This window comes from Nocardia flavorosea NBRC 108225, assembly GCF_001613385.1.
GTDB classification, from domain to species: domain Bacteria; phylum Actinomycetota; class Actinomycetes; order Mycobacteriales; family Mycobacteriaceae; genus Nocardia; species Nocardia flavorosea.
Genome location: NZ_BDCG01000006.1, coordinates 53,958 through 73,759, shown reverse-complemented (window position 1 = coordinate 73,759; position 19,802 = coordinate 53,958). Strand labels below are relative to the sequence as shown.

At 70.3% G+C, this 19,802-nt stretch carries 12 protein-coding genes; 7 read left to right on the top strand and 5 right to left on the bottom strand.

Going from position 1 to position 19,802, the window contains the following annotated elements; all coding sequences use genetic code 11:
* Positions 1 to 17: 17 nt before the first annotated feature.
* Together NFL01S_RS07595 and NFL01S_RS07590 are read right to left on the bottom strand one after the other, a co-directional pair.
* The gene (locus tag NFL01S_RS07595; protein WP_062972898.1) at positions 18 to 314 is read right to left on the bottom strand and encodes an MGMT family protein; all 297 of its coding nucleotides are present in this window, start codon (positions 312 to 314) and stop codon (positions 18 to 20) included.
* Complete coding sequence (locus NFL01S_RS07590) at positions 301 to 1,098, bottom strand: alpha/beta fold hydrolase (RefSeq protein ID WP_062973007.1); 798 nt, start codon at positions 1,096 to 1,098, stop codon at positions 301 to 303. Before NFL01S_RS07590 ends, NFL01S_RS07595 begins: the two co-directional genes overlap by 14 nt.
* 195 nt (positions 1,099 to 1,293) lie before the next feature.
* On the opposite strand from NFL01S_RS07590, the gene NFL01S_RS36785 reads away from it, so the two are divergent.
* Positions 1,294 to 5,985 carry a PD-(D/E)XK nuclease family protein gene (locus tag NFL01S_RS36785; RefSeq protein ID WP_371851790.1) on the top strand — a complete coding sequence of 1,564 codons (4,692 nt, stop codon included), beginning with the start codon at positions 1,294 to 1,296 and terminating at the stop codon, positions 5,983 to 5,985.
* Positions 5,982 to 9,377 carry an ATP-dependent helicase gene (locus tag NFL01S_RS07575; RefSeq protein ID WP_062972896.1) on the top strand — a complete coding sequence of 1,132 codons (3,396 nt, stop codon included), beginning with the start codon at positions 5,982 to 5,984 and terminating at the stop codon, positions 9,375 to 9,377. Before NFL01S_RS36785 ends, NFL01S_RS07575 begins: the two co-directional genes overlap by 4 nt.
* 173 nt (positions 9,378 to 9,550) lie before the next feature.
* On the opposite strand, the gene NFL01S_RS07570 is transcribed toward NFL01S_RS07575, so the two are convergent.
* Positions 9,551 to 9,967 carry a DoxX family protein gene (locus NFL01S_RS07570; RefSeq protein ID WP_062972894.1) on the bottom strand — a complete coding sequence of 139 codons (417 nt, stop codon included), beginning with the start codon at positions 9,965 to 9,967 and terminating at the stop codon, positions 9,551 to 9,553.
* A 138-nt stretch (positions 9,968 to 10,105) separates the two neighbouring features.
* Here NFL01S_RS07570 and NFL01S_RS07565 point away from each other — a divergent pair, with 138 nt between their 5' ends.
* The 5 genes from NFL01S_RS07565 (at position 10,106) to NFL01S_RS07540 (ending at position 16,416) form a co-directional block, all read left to right on the top strand.
* Complete coding sequence (locus NFL01S_RS07565; RefSeq protein WP_062972892.1) at positions 10,106 to 11,182, top strand: potassium channel family protein; 1,077 nt, start codon at positions 10,106 to 10,108, stop codon at positions 11,180 to 11,182.
* A gap of 40 nt (positions 11,183 to 11,222) precedes the next feature.
* Entirely contained in the window at positions 11,223 to 12,176 is a 954-nt protein-coding gene (gene nudC, locus NFL01S_RS07560; RefSeq protein ID WP_062972890.1) for an NAD(+) diphosphatase, read from the top strand.
* Positions 12,177 to 12,399: 223 nt separating this feature from the next.
* On the top strand, positions 12,400 to 13,842 hold the full coding sequence (locus NFL01S_RS07550; protein ID WP_062972886.1) for a zinc-dependent metalloprotease: 1,443 nt from the start codon (positions 12,400 to 12,402) through the stop codon (positions 13,840 to 13,842).
* A 283-nt stretch (positions 13,843 to 14,125) separates the two neighbouring features.
* Positions 14,126 to 14,989 (top strand): TOMM precursor leader peptide-binding protein, encoded by an 864-nt coding sequence (locus NFL01S_RS07545; RefSeq protein ID WP_062972884.1) that lies wholly within the window; start codon positions 14,126 to 14,128, stop codon positions 14,987 to 14,989.
* A gap of 83 nt (positions 14,990 to 15,072) precedes the next feature.
* Positions 15,073 to 16,416 carry an ABC1 kinase family protein gene (locus NFL01S_RS07540; RefSeq protein WP_062973005.1) on the top strand — a complete coding sequence of 448 codons (1,344 nt, stop codon included), beginning with the start codon at positions 15,073 to 15,075 and terminating at the stop codon, positions 16,414 to 16,416.
* Positions 16,417 to 16,550: 134 nt separating this feature from the next.
* Here the strand turns inward: NFL01S_RS07540 and NFL01S_RS07535 are convergent, their stop codons facing one another.
* The gene (locus NFL01S_RS07535; protein WP_062973001.1) at positions 16,551 to 16,832 is read right to left on the bottom strand and encodes a WhiB family transcriptional regulator; all 282 of its coding nucleotides are present in this window, start codon (positions 16,830 to 16,832) and stop codon (positions 16,551 to 16,553) included.
* 656 nt (positions 16,833 to 17,488) lie between these two features.
* Positions 17,489 to 19,618, bottom strand: a complete 2,130-nt coding sequence (locus NFL01S_RS07525) for an ATP-dependent DNA helicase UvrD2 (protein ID WP_157116342.1) — start codon at positions 19,616 to 19,618, stop codon at positions 17,489 to 17,491.
* Positions 19,619 to 19,802: the final 184 nt, after the last annotated feature.

Genomic DNA, 19,802 nt, shown 5'->3' with positions numbered 1-19,802 from the left:
GTGACCACTTCACGGACTCAGCCGAACCGATGCCGTGCCGCGCGGAGGTCGACCCTGCCGTCGGAGATGGGTACCCCTTCGGCCGCGAGCAGTCGCAGCTGACGTTCGGCCAGATGAGCGGCGGGTTTCCCGGAGGCGCCGAGCACCCGGTGCCAGGGCAGGTCGCCGGAGTCGGTGCGCATGATCCAGCCCACCGTGCGCGGCGTCGACAATCCCACCGCTACGGCGATATCACCGTAGGTGGCGACCCGGCCCGGCGGTATCGAGGCGACCAATTCCCGGACGTGTTCGACCTGCGCGTCACTGGTGACCATCGCGGTCCTCCAGTGCCGCGCGGATCAACGCCGCGGTCTGCTCCGGCAGGATCTGCGAGACCATATGCTCGCAGTCCCACTCCTCGATCGTGAGATTCGCGCCCAGCCGCTCGGCGAGCACCGCCTGCACCGGCTCGGGGAGGAAAGGCGGGTCCACTTTCGTGGCGCGTACCAGGACTGTCGGCATACCGGGTGGCGGTAGCGCGGGTTCGCGGGCCAGCTGACTCCAGTACGCGATCAGCGCCGGCAGGCTCACCCGCCACCCGACCCGCCCGTCGCGTGCCGGGACGAGATGGTCGTCGAGTTCGGCCTGCAGCAGATCCGGGTCGGCCGCGCCCCAGCCGGTGGCGAGTTTGTCCCTCCGGGCCTCTTCGGCGTCGGTGTAATCCGGGGAGTCGAGGGTGGCGAGGGCGATCGCGTGCAGCCAGGCGGGGTCGAGCGCGACCGCCGGATCGAGCAGCACCAGACCACGGACCAGGTCGGGCCGTAGTTCGGCAAGCCGCAGCGCGCACGCGCCCCCGAAGGAATGCGCGACCACCGGCACCGGTCCATCGGCTTCCGTGGTGAGCAGCGCCACCAGGTCCGCCACGATCGTCTCGAGATCCCAGGGCGGCAGCGCGGTGGAATGCCCGTGTCCACGCAGGTCGGGTGCGATGACTCGGATATCGGGCAGCAACCGGTTGGCCAGGTCGGCCCAGCGCCTGCCGTGGCCGGTGAGACCGTGCAGGGCCAGCAGCGGCGGGCCGGTGACCGGGCCGAATCGGTGAACATGCAGTGTGGACACGGTGACATTCTTATCGCCGTACGGCCGACTCACAGCGCCCGCGGGTGCGACGGGGTATCGGCGGTGTCGGCCCCGTCTGTTGCAATAGCGGTCGTGGTGCGTTCGGATAGGCCGGTGCGGCTGGTGCGCCGGAGAACATCGGCTCCCCGGGCTCGGACCTGGGGCGCCGGTATTCGCGCGCTCTTCGCCCCCGCCCTGGCAACTTCTGCGCAATCCGGTTCCGGCCGGTTGTGGCGTGTGCTCGGCGGGCCCGGCACAGGGAAATCGGCACTGCTGGTCGATGTAGCGGCCGCGCGGATCGCCGGCGGTGCCGATCCGGAATCGGTGCTGCTGCTCACCCACTCGAAACAGGCCGCGGCGGCCGCACGCGACGCTCTCACGGAGCGGTTGGCGCACTGGGATACCTGCGCCCCCGTGTTCGACAACGGTCCCGGCGGATACGGCGCCGCCGACGTTGCGCTGTTCCCGCTCTCCGACCCGGCGCCCGACGACGGGCTCTTCCCGGGCGACAGCTTGCCGACTGCCGCCGGGACCGATCAAACCCCCACCTCGACGGCGGCCGGCGATTCGGCCACTGCCGCCGGGGCCGGGAGCCCGTCCACACCCGAAAGGGCCGGTTCCCCCGCCTCCGCCGGACCCGATCACCCGCTCGCTACCGCCGTGCCCGATCACATGTCCGCCAAGGCGAACGACCCCTCCCTATCTCTATCGGGTGCCACTTCCGGACTGCCGATCTCCGGAGCGACCCGCGAACCACTCGCCCGCACGATCCACTCCTACGCTTTCGGGATTCTGCGCCGCCAGGCCGCGCGGCACGGGAACCCGCCGCCGCGGCTGCTCACCGGCGCCGAACAGGACGCCGTCCTGCGTGAAATGCTGCGCGGCGACCTCATCGATATCGCGGCCGGTGCCCGTGACCTGTGGCCGCGGCGACTGCAACCCGCCCTGAGCCTGGACGGCTTCGCCGACGAACTCCGCGACCTCATGCTGCGCGCTACCGAACGCGGACTCGGCCCGGAGGATCTGATGGAGCTGGGCCGGCAGCAGGACCGGCCGGATTGGGTGGCGGCGGGCCGGTTCGCGCTGCGCTACGAACAGGCGATGCTGTTGCGCTGGTCGGTCGGGGTGGCCGCGCCGGAGGCCTCGGCACCGGCGTTGAACGCGGCGGAATTGGTAGGCGCCGCGCTCGATGCGCTGGCCGGTGACGCCGACCTGCTCGCCGCCGAACGGGCCCGGTTGCGCTGCCTGCTGGTCGACGACGCGCAGCACCTGGACCCGCAGGCCGCGCTGCTGGTGCGGATCCTCGCCGAGGGGGCCGGAACCACCGTGATCGCCGGCGACCCCGACCAGGCCGTCTACACCTTCCGCGGCGCCGACGCCCGATCCCTCACCGACCTCGAGGTTCCGGCAGCCCGGCGGATCGTCCTGCACACCAACCACCGTTCGGGTCCGGCCATCCACACCGCGACCGCGCGTATCGCTTCGCGCCTGCCGGGCAGTGTCGCGCATCGCACGACTTTCGCCGATCTGGGTCCCGCGGAACGCGGTGCATCGGAAGCGGGGGATACCGCACCCGCCGCGCAGGTCAGGGTCCGGGTGCTCGGCAGTCCGGCCAAGGAGGCCTCGCTCATCGCGGACCAGTTGCGCCGCGCCCACCTCACCGACGGGGTCCCGTGGTCGCAGATGGCGGTGATCGTGCGATCGGTCCCGCTGCTGCTGCCACCCTTGCGCCGGGCGCTACTGGCCGCCGGAGTCCCGGTTCGGCAGCCGGCGATCGATATCCCGCTGGCCCGCCGCCGCGGGGCCGCCTGGATGCTGCTTTCGCTGCGCGCCGTGCTCGCGGGGGAAGCCGCCCGCCGGGGCACGGGATCCACGGCATCGTTGTTCGGCCCGGACGACGCACTCGATCTGCTGGGCGGCCCGCTCGGCGGCGCCGACCAGATCGCCATGCGCCGCCTGCGCCGCGGAATCCGGCGGACCACTCTCGAACTCACCCGGTCGACGCCGGCCAGCGCAGATGCTGCGGGCGAACCGCGCGAGCCGGGGGATGCTGCGGGCCAAACGTCCGAACCCGGAGATGCGCTTCCCGAACCGGTAACCGGCCTGTCCGAACCCGAATACGCCCCGATCGAACCGGAATACGAGCCGCCGATTCCCGACCCGGATTCACCACAGGCGCACCGCCCCGAGGACTTCCCGGACCCCGAATTCTTCCGTGACGCGGACCGTCTCGCCGACGACACCGTCCGCTACGCCGAGGACGAAGACTGGTTCGGCCTCGACGGGGACCTCCCCTACGACGATCCGTGGGACGGGCTTGCACCGGAGCGCCCGGACGAAGACGACGAGTTCGGTCCTTCGCCGGATTTTCCCGGCGAAGGCACCGCACCCACGGTGGCGAGCCATCTGGTGGCGGCGGGCGGGGAGCACGACGAGTTCGGACCGCAGCCGGCTCCTGCCGATACAGACGACGGGTCCGGGCGACCACGGGCGCACTCGGGCGGCGGCGACGGATTCGGATCGCCGCCGGAGGGCCGGGACAGCCACAACAGCTCCGGCTCTTTGTCGCCTGCATACGACCTGCAGCGGGCTCCGGTGGACCGGGCCGGGGGCCCGGCCGAGCCCGGCGAGCCCGGGCCGGACCATGTCGGCGCGCCCGGGGACGATCTCGCCGGATCCCTCGGCCCGGATCATCTGTGGCCGACCGGCTCTCCTCCGGCTGCGCAGCGTGCTGTGGGCCATCGAGACTCCACCCGGAGCGACGGTGCGGTCGCCGGACGGTCCGGGACCGTCCAAGCGCATCGGTCGCCCGGCACGGCCCCGGATCCGGCAGGGCAGTTCGTGAACGCGGAAACCGGCGTGCCGCCCGTGCAGGAAATCCGGTCGCCGGATGGGGCCGGCAGCGGGGCCGGTCTCCAGGATGCCGAAGATGTGTCGGCCGGGTACCGCACGGGCGTGGCGGGCCGTCGTGCGGCACCAGGGGGTCGCGACGGTGGTGGTACCACCGGTTCGCCTCGGGGCACTCGCCCGTCCGCCGGTGGCCGAGACGGAGACGGCAATGTCTCCACCGGTTCGTCTTCGGGCTCCGGCCGGACGGCCGTCGACGATACCGGTACCGCCGACGGCATCGGACCGATTTCCGATCGGCCCTCGGTGGATATTCTGCGTGACCTGCTCCTGGGGGCGGGGGACGAGCGGATCCTCGCGGGTCTCACCGAGGTCGAGCTCGCACCGCTGAACCGGGCGTTGCGCGCGCTCGACCGGGCCCGCCGGGTCCGCCGCGACGGCGGCAGCGTCGAGGATGTGCTGTGGGCGCTGTGGACCGGATCGCGACTGGAGAAGCGCTGGCTGGCGCAGTCGGAGCGCGGCGGGGCGGCGGGAATGCAGGCCGATCGCGATCTCGACGCGGCGGTCGCGCTGTTCGATGCGGCGGCCGCCTATACCGACCGGCTACCGGGCGCGACCATCGAGGGTTTCGTGGAATACCTGACCGAGCAGCAGATCGCGCAGGAGCGCGCGGCGCGGTCGCGGCAGGACGAGGCCGTCGATCTGCTGAGTGCGCATGCCGCGGCCGGGCGGGAATGGGAGGTCGTCGCGGTTGCCGGGGTACAGGAGGGGATCTGGCCGGATCCGCGCCCCCGCGGCACCCTGTTGCATACCGAGGACCTGGTGGATCACGTCGCCGGTATCACCGAGCGGGTGAGCCGGTCCGCGCCGATTCTGGCCGAGGAACGCCGGCTGCTGTTCCTCGCGTGCAGCCGGGCCCGGCGTTCCCTGCTGGTGACGGCCGTGGAATCGGTGACCGGTGAACGCGATCTGGTGCCGTCCCGGTTCCTGGCCGAACTGGTCGGCGGCGAGTCCGACGGTGAGCCCGGCGCTCTCCCGATCGCGGAGCCGGGCCGGGTGCTGGCGTTGCATGCCCTGGTGGCCGAACTGCGGGCGGTTGTCTGCGATCCGGACGCCGGTGCCGAGCGGCGCCGCCGCGCCGCCGCGCAGCTGGCCCGGCTGGCGCTGGCCGGGATACCCGGTACCGCGTCCGGCGACTGGTACGGCATCCCCGGTCTCAGCACCACCGAGACGCTGTGGGAGGACGACGGGCCGGTCGCGCTGTCCCCGTCGACGGTCGAACTGCTGCGCACCTGCCCGCTGCGCTGGGCGCTGGAACGGCACGGCGGGTCGGACGGGGAGAATCCGCACGCTGTGAAGGGAACCCTGGTGCACACCCTGGTGCAGGCGCTCGCGGGGCGGGTGCCGCTCGACCGGGTACGTGCCGAACTGGCCCGGAGCTGGACGAGTATCGATCCCGAAACCAGCTGGCACTCCCGGCAGGAACTGCGCCGCACCGAGGCCATGCTGGACGCGTTCGTGGCCTGGGTGCGCAGTACCCGGGCCGAACTGACGCAGGCCGGTGTCGAGGTTCCGGTCGATTGCGAACTGCCCGGTCGCGGCGGGGAGGCACCCGCGGTCCGGATCCGCGGCCGGATCGACCGCCTCGAACGCGACGACCGGGGCCGGTTCGTGATCGTGGACGTGAAAACCGGGAAGAACCCGGTGAGCGAGGCAGATGCCGCGCAGCACGCCCAGCTGGCGACCTACCAGGTCGCCGCGGCCGCGGGCGCGCTCGACGACACCACGGCCGACCCCGAACCCGGCGGTGCGCGGCTGGTGTATGTCGGGCTGCCGGCTTCCAGCGGGGTCGCGAAGGAACGGGTCCAACCGGCATTCGACGCCGAAGCCCTCGACGCCTGGCGGGACACGATCCACACGGCCGCGGCGACCACCGCGGGACCCGGTTTCCTGGCGATCCGCAACGACGGCTGCCGCCACTGCGCCGTGAAGAACAGCTGCCCGGTGCAGGACGCCGGACGTCAGGTGACCGACGAGTGAGCGCCCGGGTCACACCGGGGCAGCTGGCCGACGCGCTCGGTCTACCTCCGCCGACCGCGGAACAGGCCGCGGTGATCGCCGCGCCACCGGGTCCGGCGCTGGTGGTGGCGGGTGCGGGCGCGGGGAAAACCGAGACCATGGCGGCGCGGGTCGTCTGGATGGTGGCCAACCGCCTCGTCACCCCGGAGGAAGTACTGGGCCTGACCTTCACCCGGAAGGCCGCCCAGCAGCTCACCGCCCGGATCCGGACCCGGCTGGCCCGGCTGGCCGGTTCCCGCCTTCTGCGCGACCTGGACCCCACCGGTGAGCTGCGCACCACTCTGACCGCCGCGGAACCGGAGATCAGTACCTATCACTCCTACGCCGGCCGGTTGCTTCGCGAACACGGGTTGCTGCTGCCGGTGGAACCGTCGGCGGCGCTGCTCACCGAAACCCAGCTGTGGCAGATCGCGCATCAGGTGGTGCGCGGCTGGGACGGCGATCTGGAGACCGATCGCGCACCGTTGACCGTCACCGAGGCAGTTCTCGCACTGTCCGGTCAGCTCGCCGAACATCTCGTCGAACCCGAACAGCTGTCCGAGGCACATACCGAGCTGGAGAAACTGGTCCACACCCTGCCGCCCGGGCCCCGCCAGCGCGGCGGACCGAACAAGGAGCTGCTGGCGATTCTGCGGGCGCAGCGGGAGCGGGTCGCGTTGTTGCCGCTGGTCCGGCAACTCCGCGAAACCCTCCATCGCCGCGGTGCACTCGACTTCGGGGCCCAGATGTCGCTGGCGGCGCGTCTCGCAGCCGAACATCGCGAGGTCGCCGATGCCGAGCGCGCGCGGTTCCGGCTGGTGCTGCTCGACGAATACCAGGACACCGGTCACGCGCAGCGCATCCTGCTCTCGGCTCTGTTCGGTGCCGGGTATGCGGCCGAACGCAGTGGCCCCCGGCGCAGCGAACCGCAGCCTCCGGCGGTGACCGCGGTCGGCGATCCCATGCAGTCGATCTACGGGTGGCGTGGTGCCTCGGCGGCCAACCTGCCCAGGTTCACCACCGATTTCCCGCGCGGACCGGGCGATCCGGCGCCGGTGCTGCCGCTGCTCACCAGCTGGCGAAACCCGCCGGAGGCGCTGAATCTGGCGAATACGGTCGTCGAGCCGCTGCGTGCCGCGGCCCGTGCGAGTGGCGGGGTCACGGTGGATCCGCTGCGGGCCAAACCCGAGGCCGTCCGCGGCGATCTCGCTCTCGCGTTGTGCGCCACCGTGACCGGCGAACGCCGCTGGATCGCCGAGCGGATCGCCGCCGAATGGGCGCGCGCCCGCGATGCGCAACGGCCACCGCCCACCTCCGCGGTGCTGATCCGCCGTAATGCCGATGCCGCCGAGCTCGCCGAACAGTTACGCGCTCACGGGCTGCCGGTGGAGATCGTCGGTCTCGGCGGACTGCTGGCGACCCCGGAGGTCGCCGATATCGTCGCGACCCTGCGCCTAATCGCCGACCCGGCGGCCGGTAGCGCGGCGGTGCGGATCCTCACCGGCGCCCGCTGGCGGCTGGGCGTGGCCGATCTGGCCGCACTGGCCCGGCGGGCGCGGGAACTGTCGATCGGCCACGACCCCGGCGGCGAAATCACCGATGCGGCGACACTGGCCGCCGCGTTGCGCGAGGTCGCGCCGGAACCTGCCGAACGTGCCGGGCTGGCCGACGCGATTGCCGACCCCGGCCCGCCGCAACGCTATTCGGCCGCCGGGTATCGGCGGATCACCACGCTGGGCGCGGAACTGGCAACGCTGCGCGAACGAGCCGGGCAGCCGCTGACCGAACTGGTCGCCGATGTGGAGCGCACCATCGGGGTCGGTGTGGAGGCGCAGGCGCGGCGTGCCCTGACCGGTTCCGGTGCCGGACGCGAACATCTGGATGCTTTCGCCGAAGTCGTGGCCGGTTATGCCGCGGATACCGGGGCGAGCCTCGGCGGGTTGCTGGCATTTCTCGCGGCCGCGGAATCGGTGGAGAACGGCCTGGAACCCGGAGAGGTGGAGGTCGCCCCGGACCGCGTTCAGGTGCTCACCGTGCACGCGGCCAAAGGCTTGGAATGGGAGGTGGTCGCGGTGCCCCATGTGTGCAAGGAGGTGTTCCCGTCCACCCGCGGGGTGAACACCTGGCTGGGTGCGCTGGCCGAGCTGCCCACCTCGCTGCGTGGTGACCGCGCCACTGCCGATTCGCCGGACGGCGTGCCGGTGCTCGATCTCGCCGACTGCGCCGACCGTGCCGACCTGCAGCGTTGCCTGACCGCGCACAAGAAGGCGCTACAGCACCGCCGGTTGGACGAGGACCGCCGGCTCTTCTATGTCGCGCTGACCAGAACCGAACGTGTACTGCTGGTCTCCGCCCACCACTGGCCCGAATCCGGCGACAAACCGAAAGGTCCGTCGGAGTTCCTGCTCGAAGTGAAGGCCGCCGCCGAGTCGCCGGACAGCGGTATGGATATCGCGCATTGGGCGCCGGAACCCGAAGAGGGCGAGACGAACCCGCTGGCCGCGACCCCGGATACCGCGCCCTGGCCCAGCGATCCGCTGGGTGCCCGGCGCACCGATATCGAGGACGGTGCCGCCCTGGTGAACGCCGCACTGGCCGATCTCGCCGCCGGAGCACCCGAACCGGAACCGGACGACGATCCGGACGGCTGGTCCGCCGATGTCGATGCGCTGCTCGCCGAATTCCGGTCGACGGAGGCCGCGGTCACCGATGTGGAACTGCCCAGCCAGCTCCCGGCGACCGCGCTGGTCGAAATGCGCGCCGACCCGGGTAAACTCGCCGCCCGGCTGCGCCGTCCACTGCCGTACCCGCCGAATCCGCTGGCACGCCGCGGCACTGCCTTCCACGCCTGGGTCCAGCGCTGGTTCGCCACCGACCAGCTCCCCGGCCTCGACGATCTGCCCGGCTCCGCGGACGCCGGTGCGGCGGCCGATGTGGAACTGGCCAGGATGCAGGAGGCTTTTCTTTCCTCGCGCTGGTCGGCGCGCCGACCGGTGGAGATCGAGGTGCCGTTCGAAACCACCATCGCCGGGATCGTGATCCGTGGCCGGATGGACGCCGTTTTCGCCGAGCCGGGAGACGGCTGGATCGTCGTCGACTGGAAAACCGGCGCCGAACCCGGTCCCGCCGACGAACCCGCGGTCGCCATGCAGCTGGCCGTCTACCGCCTCGCCTGGGCGCGCCTGTTGGCCGCGCGTACCGGAGAAACCGAAGAGCAGGTGCTGAAGCGGGTGGGCGCCGCCTTCCACTATGTACACACCGGCCGGACCGTCTCCCCTGAGCGGTTGCCCGGACCCGCGGAACTCACCGAACTGCTCACGAATACACCGGGGGCGGAACGCGTCGGCTTTCCGGACGAGAAATCCCGGCAGTAACGGTCGGGGCGTCCGGTGGCGTGCCGGGGGGTACGCGCCTATCCCGGTGAGCACATCGAGGCACCGGGCCGGCCGAGTGCCGGGGACGCGGGCTGTGACCATGAGCCTCACCCTGCCCCGGACGGTCCGCGTGGCGGAGTCTGCCCGGTCCGTGCCCCGTCGCGCGCGTCCGTTCAGGGACGCGGTGCCCGGCGACCCACCGCCAACGCCTGGGTGATCAACGGCACCTGTAAGGGCAGCCGGAGCAGGGAGATCGCCTGGAGTGCCAACGGCGCCTTCGGGTTGCCCAACGAATCGGCCGTGAACTGGATGTTGGCGGGGAACACCGCGAGGAACAGCAACGCCGCCAGCCGGCCACCGAGCCGCCGGGTCTTCGGGATCAACAATGCGGTCCCGACACCGATTTCGGCCACACCGGACCAGTAGGTATAGGAGCGTGCTTTCCCGGGCAGCCGCTTCGGGACGATGGAATCGAACGGTGTGGGTGCCACGAAATGCATGACCCCGGCACCCAGCAGGATCGCGGCCAGGCGCAGGGCGGGGGTGCGGCCGGGATCGCGAATGGTATCCGGAGGTGTGTCGTCTGCCATGGTATCCACCGTAATCGGCGGATACCGGCGAAGACGGCCCGTGGACCACAGGGCGCGCAACGGGCCGGACCGTCTGCGAGGGGTAGGCTCCCGAGCTGTGTCGGAGGGACTGAGGGTGTCGAATTCCCGGGGTATCGGATGGTAGCCCCGGTCCGGGCCCGGTTCGCTCAGCTGGGTGGCCGGGGCCGGCTCGGCGGCGAGCGTCCGGATTTCGCGTTGGTCGGGGTGCTGCGTATCCCGGAGGTGCAGAACAGCCCGTGGATTTCGCTGACCCGCCGGGTGCTGTTCGCGATCGGCCTGCTGTGCACCGCCGCGATCGTCGTCTATCTCGGCCGCGACGGTTACGACGACAGCGCCGACGGTTCGGTGAGTTTGCTCGATGCGTTCTACTACGCGACCGTGTCGCTGTCGACCACCGGTTACGGCGATATCTCGCCGGTGACCGACGCGGCCCGGCTGGTGAACATCTTCGTCATCACACCACTTCGGGTGCTGTTCCTCATCGTCCTGGTCGGCACCACCCTGGCGGTGCTCACCGAACGTTCCCGCCAGGCCTTGAAGATCCAGCGTTGGAGGCGCACCGTGCGTAATCACACCGTCGTCGTCGGGTACGGCACCAAAGGCCGCACCGCTATCGACGCCATGCTCGGGGACGGGGTGCAGCCCTCAGAAATCGTTGTCGTCGACACCGACGCCGTGGCCCTCGAAGCCGCCGCCACCGCGGGCCTGGTCACCGTGCACGGGACGGCCACGCAATCCGATGTGCTGCGGTTGGCGGGGGTCCAGAACGCGGCCTCGGTCATCGTGGCCGCCAACCGCGACGACACCGCGGTGCTGGTCACCCTGAGCGCGCGCGAGCTCACCAAGAAAGCGAAGATCGTCGCCTCGATCCGGGAATCGGAGAACACCCATCTACTGCGCCAATCCGGTGCCGACTCGGTGGTGGTGTCCTCGGAGACCACCGGCCGGCTGCTCGGTATCGCGACCACCACACCCAGCGTCGTGGAGATGATGGAGGATCTGCTCACCCCGGAACACGGTTTCGCGGTCGCCGAACGCGAGGTCGAGCCGGGTGAGGTCGGCGGATCGCCACGCCACCTCAGCGATATCGTGCTCGGTGTGGTGCGCGGCGGCGAGCTGGTCCGGGTGGGTGACGCGGCCGTCGACGCCCTGGAATCCGGGGACAAACTGCTCTATATCCGTCGCTCTCGCTGACCCGGATACCCCGCGGTTCGCGCCGCGATAGTCTCGGGACGTGGCGGTATTCGAGCTCAACCAGATCCCTTTGTTGTCCCGTTCGGCGCTCGACCGCGCCGACCATCTGCGCGGCGACGCACATGCGCTGAAGGAAGGCTGGGCCACCGCCCGGCTGTTACGGATCGGGCGGCGCGGTGCGGTGCGTTACGAATCCGGGGCTCTGGTCTGGGAAGCCGCTACCGAACTGTCGGACGAGCCGAGCCCGGAGGCGGTGTTCATCGGTGTCCGTGACGGTGTGCATCTGTGGGCTGTCCGTGATCGCGAACTCGCCGGCGAACTACGGGACCTGCGTCAGCTCGCCGACAGCCGGATCGACGATTTCACCGCCGGAGTGCTGTCGGCCGCACTCGCCCTGATCAACTGGCATGCCGGGGCAGCGTTCCACGGTGCCGACGGCAGTCCGATGATCCCCGCCAAGGCCGGGTGGTCACGGGTGACCGAGGACGGCCGGGAGGATTTCCCGCGCACCGATCCGGCTGTGATCTGCTTGATCCACGACGGCGGCGACCGTGTCCTGCTGGCTCGTCAGCACAACTGGCCGGCGACGATGTTCTCCCTGCTGGCCGGGTTCGTCGAAGCCGGGGAATCGCTCGAACGCTGCGTCGAGCGGGAGATGCTCGAGGAGGTCGGGCTTGCCGTCCGCGATATCCGCTATCTCGGGAGTCAGCCGTGGCCGTTCCCGCGGTCGCTGATGCTCGGCTTCTGCGCGCTCGCCGATCCGGAGCAGCCGCTGGTGTTCACCGACGGTGAGATCGCCGAGGCCCGCTGGTTCACCCGCGACGAGGTGCGCGCGGCACTGGCGGCCGGCGGCTGGCCCGCCCGGCCGGGCGCGGGAATCGACCCCGATCCGGAGGTGGGGCCGAAGCTGCTGCTGCCGGGCGCGGTATCCATCGCCCGCACCATCGTGGAATCGTGGGTGGCCGCCGACGGGGCAGGTGCGTCCGCGAAATGAGCGGTCACCGGACCGCCCCGGGCGGCGCCACGCGCTCGCGCGTGAACCGTCACCGGGCGGGCCGGATGTTCACCGAGCGCGAAGCCGCCCCGCCGTGGCGGACCGGCCGGTTCGTCGCGCCTACTATGGAGAACATGCAGCTTCACGAAGCGCCGGCCGGTTCGCTCGGTGCGCGCGCGCTCCCCGGACACCACCCGGACGTCGTACCGGCGGGTGGGGCGTAATGAGCGATTTCGGATTCGGATTCTCCCAGGGCGGCGATGACGACGACCGTGGCCGCGGCGACAAGCCGGGCGGCGGTAACGATCCGTTCGGCCTCGGCGGCGGCGCGGCCGGTTTCGATCCGGCGGCCCTGGGGCAGATGCTCACCTCGCTGGGGCAGATGCTCAGCGGTATGGGGCAGGGCGTGGCCGGTGGCGGCTCCGGCCCGGTGAACTACGACGTGGCAAAGCAGCTGGCCCGCCAGCAGCTCGGTAAGACCGTGGAGCCGGTGTCGAGCGGTACGGCCGCGGCCGTCGCCGATGCCGCCCATCTTGCCGAGCTGTGGCTCGACGACGCGACGACCTTCCCCGCCGGCGCAACCACCACGGTGGCCTGGACCGCCAACGACTGGATCGAGAAAACACTGCCGACCTGGCAGCGGCTCTGCGATCCGGTGGCGCAGCAGATCTCCGGTATGTGGACCGCCGGTCTGCCCGAAGAAGCGCGCGAAATGGCCGGACCCATGATGGGCATGCTCGGCCAGATGGGTGGGCTCGCCTTCGGTTCGCAGCTCGGGCAGGCTTTGGGCCAGCTCGCCAAGGAAGTTCTGACCGGGACCGATATCGGCCTGCCGCTGGGCCCGGCAGGTACGGCGGCGCTGCTGCCCACGGCGATCTCGGAGTTCAGCGAGGGGCTCGAACAGCCGGAGAGCGAGATCATGGTGTTCCTCGCCGCCCGCGAGGTTGCCCATCAGCGCCTGTTCGTGCACGTCCCATGGCTGCGCCAGCAGCTACTCGGCGCCGTCGAGGACTATGCGCGCGGGATCACCATGGATTTCTCCGCACTCGAAGAGGCGGCCCGCGATCTCGACCCCTCGGCGCTGACCGATCCGAGCAAGCTCGAGGAGATCCTGTCCCAGGGGAGTTTCGAACCGCAGACGACCCCCGAGCAGAAGCAGGCCCTGGACCGGCTGGAGACCTTGCTCGCACTGATCGAGGGCTGGGTGCAGGTCGTGGTCGGCGCGGCGGTCGGCGAACGTCTGCCCGGCGCGGGCGCACTGGCCGAGACACTGCGGCGCCGCCGGGCCACCGGCGGCCCGGCCGAACAAACCTTCGCCACCCTTGTCGGCCTCGAGCTGCGGCCCCGCAAACTGCGCGAGGCCGCCACGCTGTGGCAACGCTTGACCGACGACGCCGGGCTCGCGGCCCGTGACGGTGTCTGGGCCCATCCCGATCTGCTGCCCGACGCCGCAGATCTCGACGCACCTGCCGGGTTCATCGATTCGGTGATCGGCGGCGGTGCCGGCGCGTTCGACGATCCCCTGGCCCAGTTGGCCGCCACCGAGGCTGCGGAGCGGGAACAGGCCGGTAAGGGCGGTAAGGGCGAGAAACAGGATCCGCCCGCCGAACAAGGCGGAGAGGAATCCGGCCCGGAGAACCCCGAACAGGGCAGCAGCAAGGACTGATCCGCGCACCGGGCGGCGCGGGGGTCGAGCACAGTGAAGTATCGCGGAGTGTCCGGGCCCTCGAGGTAATCGATGCGGGGCCCACCCCACCGGCAAGTCGTCGATGCGGCGCCGCCCCCGGCATCCGGAGGGCTCGATTTCGCGCCGATTTCCGGCGCGCCTTCGAGCAGCGTCGCGAACCGCGCGTCAGCTGGGAAAACCACAGTTATCCACAGGCCTCGGGCCTGTGGATAACTACCTTTCGGGACCCGTTGCGGCACAAGGGCCGTCGCATACTTCGAGCATGACGACGCTTCGGCCGCGCGGGCCGCTCCTGCATCCCCGGGTACCGATCCTGGTGCGCTCGACCGGCCAGGTCCAGCTGGGCTGGGATCCCGAGACAGCCGTACTGTGTGAGGCTCCCGGCCTGGAGACTCAGCAGGTACTGGGATTCCTCCGTCTCCTCGACGGCCTGAACAGCCGGCCGGCGATCGTCTGGCAGGCGCGGTCGCTCGGTCTCGAGCCTCGGCACGCGACGGCGTTGTTCGAGGTGATCGACGCGGCCGGCCTGGTCGTACATCCCTTTTGTCCCGCAGGTTGTGTCCGAACCATCCGCGTCCACGGGACGGGCCCGCTCGCCGACGCGATCACCTCCGGCCTGAGCGCGCTCGGTATCCGGCCGTCCCGCTCCCGCGACCGGAGCGGCCGGCTGCCCGGCCCGGTCGCCGGAGTGGATCTGGTGGTACTGGCCGATGCGCTGATTCCCGATCCGTGCCTGGTCCGGGAGCTGTCCCGGGCCCGGATCGCGCACCTGGTGGTCCGGCTGCGCGACGGTAAGGGGCTCGTCGGCCCGTTGGTTCTGCCCGGGCTCACGAGCTGCCTGCGCTGCGCCGATCTCGCCCGGGTCGATCGCGATGCCGAATGGCCCCGGCTGGCCGCTCAGTTGCTCGGCCGGACGGGGCATGCGAGTCCTGCCGGTATCGCCGCCGTGGCCGCCCTGGCGCTCGGCGAACTCGAGACGATTCTGGCCTGTGACCCGGCTTCGCCGCCGGAGACGCTGAACCGCACCGTGGAGTTCGACCTCGGCACCCGGCAGCTGCGCCGTCGTCCGTGGATTCCGCATGAGCGGTGCGGTTGCCTGGTATCGCAAAACAGCGGTGCACTGTGATGACACTCACACTTGTGGTGGCTGTGGTAATTCTCTTCGGTTTTCCGTGGCAGATCCGCCGGTCCGTCGGCCATGATGGGGGAGTGTCTGAGATCGTGCGCCGGCCTGTGTCCCGCAATGCGAAGTTAGCCAAGATTCCGCTCGGTGTCGCGGGTCGTGCCGCGGTCGGTTTCGGCCGCAAGCTCGCGGGTGGCGATCGCAAGGAGATCAACACCGAGATGAACCAGAAGGCGGCCGAACAGCTGTTCGCCGTGCTCGGTGAGCTCAAGGGTGGCGCCATGAAATTCGGTCAGGCGCTGAGTGTGATGGAGGCCGCGGTTCCCGAAGAATTCGGCGAACACTATCGCGAGGCCCTCACCAAACTGCAGGCCGCGGCCCCGCCGATGCCCGTGGCGACAGTGCACCGTGTCCTCGATCAGCAGCTCGGCACCGACTGGCGGAAACGTTTCGAATCGTTCGACGACACCCCGGCCGCCTCGGCCAGTATCGGCCAGGTGCACAAGGCGGTGTGGTCGGACGGCCGCCGGGTCGCGGTGAAGGTCCAGTACCCGGGCGCGGACGAGGCGCTGCGCGCGGATCTGCGGACACTGAACCGGATGACGGGCCTCTTCGCGAAGGTGATCCCCGGCGCCGATGTGAAACCGCTGCTCGCCGAGATCAACGAGCGCACCGAGGAAGAGCTGGACTACCGTAACGAGGCCGCGAATCAGCGGGCGTTCAGCAAGGCCTACGAGGGGCATCCGGAATTCGTGGTGCCGAAGGTGGTCGCGAGCGCGCCGAAGGTCATCGTCAGCGAATGGCTCGACGGTACTTCGGTTTCCGCCATGATCGCCGCGGGCCAAGCCGATCCCGAGGGCACTCGCGTGCTGCGTAACCGGGTCGCCGGACTGATGGGCCGCTTCCACTTCTCCTCGCCCGAAATCGTCGGGCTCCTGCACGCGGACCCGCATCCGGGCAATTTCATGATCACCCCCGAGGGCAAACTCGCGGTGATCGACTACGGCGCTTGTGCCCCCCTTCCAGGCGGTTTCCCCGAGCTCCTGGGACGGATACTCGCCCTGGCAGTGGCCGAGGAGTACGGCCGGCTCACCGAACTACTGCACGCCAACGGGTGGGTGCTACCTGGTAGAACTCTCACCGAACAGGAGATCGAGGAGTATCTGCGCCCGTTCACCGATCCGATTCGGTCCGAATCGTTCCATTTCACCCGCCGCTGGATGCAGCGGGTGGCGGGTAAGGCCACCGACTATTCCTCGCCGGAGATGAAAACCGCGCGGGCCATGATGCTGCCCGGCGAATACGTGATGATCTTCCGGGTGCTGGGCGGTTCGATCGGTATCTGTGCCCAGCTCGATGCCGAGGTGCCCTTCATGCAACTGGCCTCCCGCTGGCTGCCCGGATTCCGCGAGGAACGCGACAGCGCCTGAAAATCCTTGGAGGCCAACGGTTACCCGCCTCCGGGAATTTGCCCAGAACGCGAACGAGCCGCTCATCGGCGAAGCGATGAGCGGCTCGTTTCCGGTGTCGGCTCGAATCCGCGGGCGGGTGTCCGCCGTCGCGGTCAGACACAGCCGGCGACCTTACGCGGCCGGCCCCGTGGGCGTTTGCGGGCGATGACGACCCCCTGATCGAAGATCTCCCCGCCCCAGACGCCCCACGGCTCCCGCCGATCGATCGCGGCGCTCAGGCAGCCCTTACGGATCGGGCAGGACGCGCACAGCGCCTTGGCCTGCTCCAACTGGCCCGGGCTCTCTGCGAACCACAGATCCGGATCACCCGCCCGGCAGGGCAGGGTGGTCAGCGGCTGAGTTTCGGGATCGGTTGCCACGGTGCGACACGCCACATCAGTAGCGGCCTGCGGCCAACTCTGGGTGGTGGTGACCACGTCGTTCTCCTTCAGCTTGTTGTGCAGCGGTTCGGTGTTTCTGCTGCGAAACCGCTGCCTTGTGGGCTGAAGGCCAGAAAAATGGCCACGGTTTCGCATATGCGACCCGTGGCCAGGAGGTTCGGGGTGTTACCCCGGACCTGGTCGGCGGTGGGGCCGCCTGTTCACGGTCGCGTGGTGTCCTTTGCGGAGGCTTTCCGCTCCCTTATCGGCCACCGCGGGTGCTGCGGCGGGATCGATAGCGAGCGAGCCGGCGGCTGCGAATGCAGCTGCCGGGTGCCAGATCGCGACGGACTGGTCCTGCTGTTCGACGAAGTTCGGCTCATGTGAATAGCGCATACGCGGCTGCGCACCGTAACGATCGATGCAGGACAGGCCGGTCCCCTGCAGAGCGAGGACCCCCCGGGAAGCAGCCGACAACCGCGTATTCGGGATCGCGGTGGTGATTCCGCAATTCGTGATGCCGTTCATCTGTCTGCCTCCCTCCCGTACTCGTGATCCGAAAATTCCAATGATGCGCGTGGATGTACCCTCCCGAGCGCGATTCCCACCTTAAGGCAATCGCGCCGGGCTCGACAACCTATTTTCTACCTGCGGTTTTGCGCACGACTGCGCTACGGCTGCGAAAGGGAACGCCGCCGGGACCGGATGATCGCCAGAACCTCCGCGCCGTACCGGCGCAGCTTCGCCGCACCGACCCCGAGCGCCGCCAGCCCCGCCTCGTCGTCGGGAAGCTGTTCGGCAATCGCGGTGAGCGTATTCACCCCGAGAATCCCGCGCGGGTCGATCGCGAGTTCCGCCGCCTTCTCCCGGCGCCAATCCTGTAGTGCCCCCAGTAGTTCCAGATCCGGTTGACCCGCACACCCTTTGCAGCGGCGCAGCAGCACGGTCTCCGAATCGAGCAGTGCGCGCCCACAGACCCGGCAGACCGGCCGGGCGGCTTCCGCGCCCGGCCGCGCGGGCGCGGCGATGCGGGACGCCGGCGATTCCTCCGGGATCAGGCCGGTGAGGAACCGGGAGCGCCGACGGTTGCGGCGATCCCCGTCACCCCGCGACAACGCCCAGGACAAGCGTAGATGGCTCCGCGCCCGGGTGACCCCGACGTAGAGCAGCCGGCGTTCTTCCTCGAGCGCAGCCGGGTCGGCGACCGAGCCGTCGCCGTTGAGGACATAGCTGATCGGCAGTGTGCCGTCGGTCAGCCCCACCAGGAATACCGCGTCCCATTCCAGCCCCTTGGCCGCGTGCAGCGAGGCCAAGGTCACCCCCTGCACCGTCGGCGGGTGGCGTGCCTCGGCGCGCGCGGCGAGTTCGCGTAACAGACCGGCCGGATCGAGTTCGGGCTGCTGTTCGGTGAGTTCCTCGGTGAGGCGCACCAGCGCGACCAGCGACTCCCAGCGTTGCCGGGCCTGCGCCCCGGCCGGCGGCGCGGCGGTGAGCCCGATCGGGGCCAGCGCCGCCCGGACCAGGGTGACAAGTTTCTCACCGGTGCGCGATGCGGCGGGCAGATCGTCGCGGGCCGCGGTTTTGCGTAGTTCCTCGACCGCTTGGCGGACCTCGGGACGCTGGAAGAAACCCTCGCCGCCGCGAACCTGGTAGGCGATGCCCTGTTCGGTCAGCGCCTGTTCGTAGGCCTCGGACTGGGCGTTGATCCGGTACAGCACGGCGATCTCCGCGGCCGGGGTACCGCCGGCCAGTAGATCGGTGATCCGGTGTGCTACCGCGACAGCTTCTTCGCGCAGGTCGGCGTATTCGGCGAATGCGGGCTCCGGCCCGTCGTCGCGCTGGCCGATCAACTGCAGCCGGGTTCCGGCTATCCGGCCCTTCGCCATCCCGATCACCCGGTTGGCCAGATCGACTACCTGCGGTGTGGAGCGGTAGTCACGCTCCAGCCGGACCACCGTCGCGTCCGGATAGCGGCGCGAGAAGTCCAGGAGATACGCGGGGCTGGCGCCGGTGAAGGAATAGATGGTCTGGTTGGCGTCACCGACCACGGTGAGGTCGTCCCGGTCGCCCAGCCAGGCATCCAGAACGCGTTGTTGGAGCGGAGTGACGTCCTGGTATTCGTCGACGACGAAGCAGCGGTAGCGTTCCCGGAACACGTCGGCGACCGCCGGATAGTCCTCGAGCGCGGCGGCGGTGTGCAGCAGCAGATCGTCGAAATCGAGCAGCATGCCGTCCGGGGTGGTCTTCAGCGTTTCGTAGGCCGCGTAGACCTCGCCGATACGTGCCGCCGGGAAGGGGATATCGCGCTGCCGGGCGGCGGCCGCAGCCGCGTAGTCCTCGGGTGCGACCAGCGCGGATTTCGCCCATTCGATTTCGCTCAGCAGATCCCTCACGCTGTCGGTGCCCGACGCGACTCCCACCCGGTTCGCGGCCTGGGCGACCACCGGGAACTTGCGGTCCAGCAGGCGCCACGGGACCTCACCCACGACCTGCGGCCAGAAGTACCGCAGCTGCCGGAGTGCTGCCGCGTGGAACGTCCGAGCCTGGACCGTATTCGCCGCCGCGCCCAGACCCAGGCCGCGCAACCGGCCACGGAGTTCGCCCGCGGCGCGCGCGGTGAAGGTGACCGCCAGCACTTGGTCGGCGCGGATCTGTCCGGCCGCCACGAGGTGCGCGATGCGATAGATGATCGTGCGCGTCTTACCCGTCCCGGCTCCGGCGAGTACACAGACCGGCCCCCGCGGTGCACGGACAGCGGCGGCCTGCTCCGGATCCAGTGCGGAAAGATCGACTGCGGCCACGCGTCCATTGTGCACAGGCGGCTCGGCGGTCCCCGACCCGCACGCCCGGGCTCACCCCGATCCGGCTCGCCCGCGGGTGCGAGCAGTACCCACGGTGTCAGCGTCACGAGCAGGGGACGGACGAGAGGGAGCCGAGGGGCGTGAGCACCCGCGGACAGCGCACGCCGCCTGCCTCAGCGCCGCC

What these genes read in the sequence shown, in the direction of transcription:
- NFL01S_RS07595 (WP_062972898.1), bottom strand. Translation starts at nt 314, where the DNA reads ATGGTCACCAGTGACGCGCAGGTCGAACACGTCCGGGAATTGGTCGCC.
- NFL01S_RS07570 (WP_062972894.1), bottom strand. Translation starts at nt 9,967, where the DNA reads ATGGCAGACGACACACCTCCGGATACCATTCGCGATCCCGGCCGCACC.
- NFL01S_RS07545 (WP_062972884.1), top strand. Translation starts at nt 14,126, where the DNA reads ATGACGACGCTTCGGCCGCGCGGGCCGCTCCTGCATCCCCGGGTACCG.
- NFL01S_RS07550 (WP_062972886.1), top strand. Translation starts at nt 12,400, where the DNA reads ATGAGCGATTTCGGATTCGGATTCTCCCAGGGCGGCGATGACGACGAC.
- NFL01S_RS07565 (WP_062972892.1), top strand. Translation starts at nt 10,106, where the DNA reads ATGGTAGCCCCGGTCCGGGCCCGGTTCGCTCAGCTGGGTGGCCGGGGC.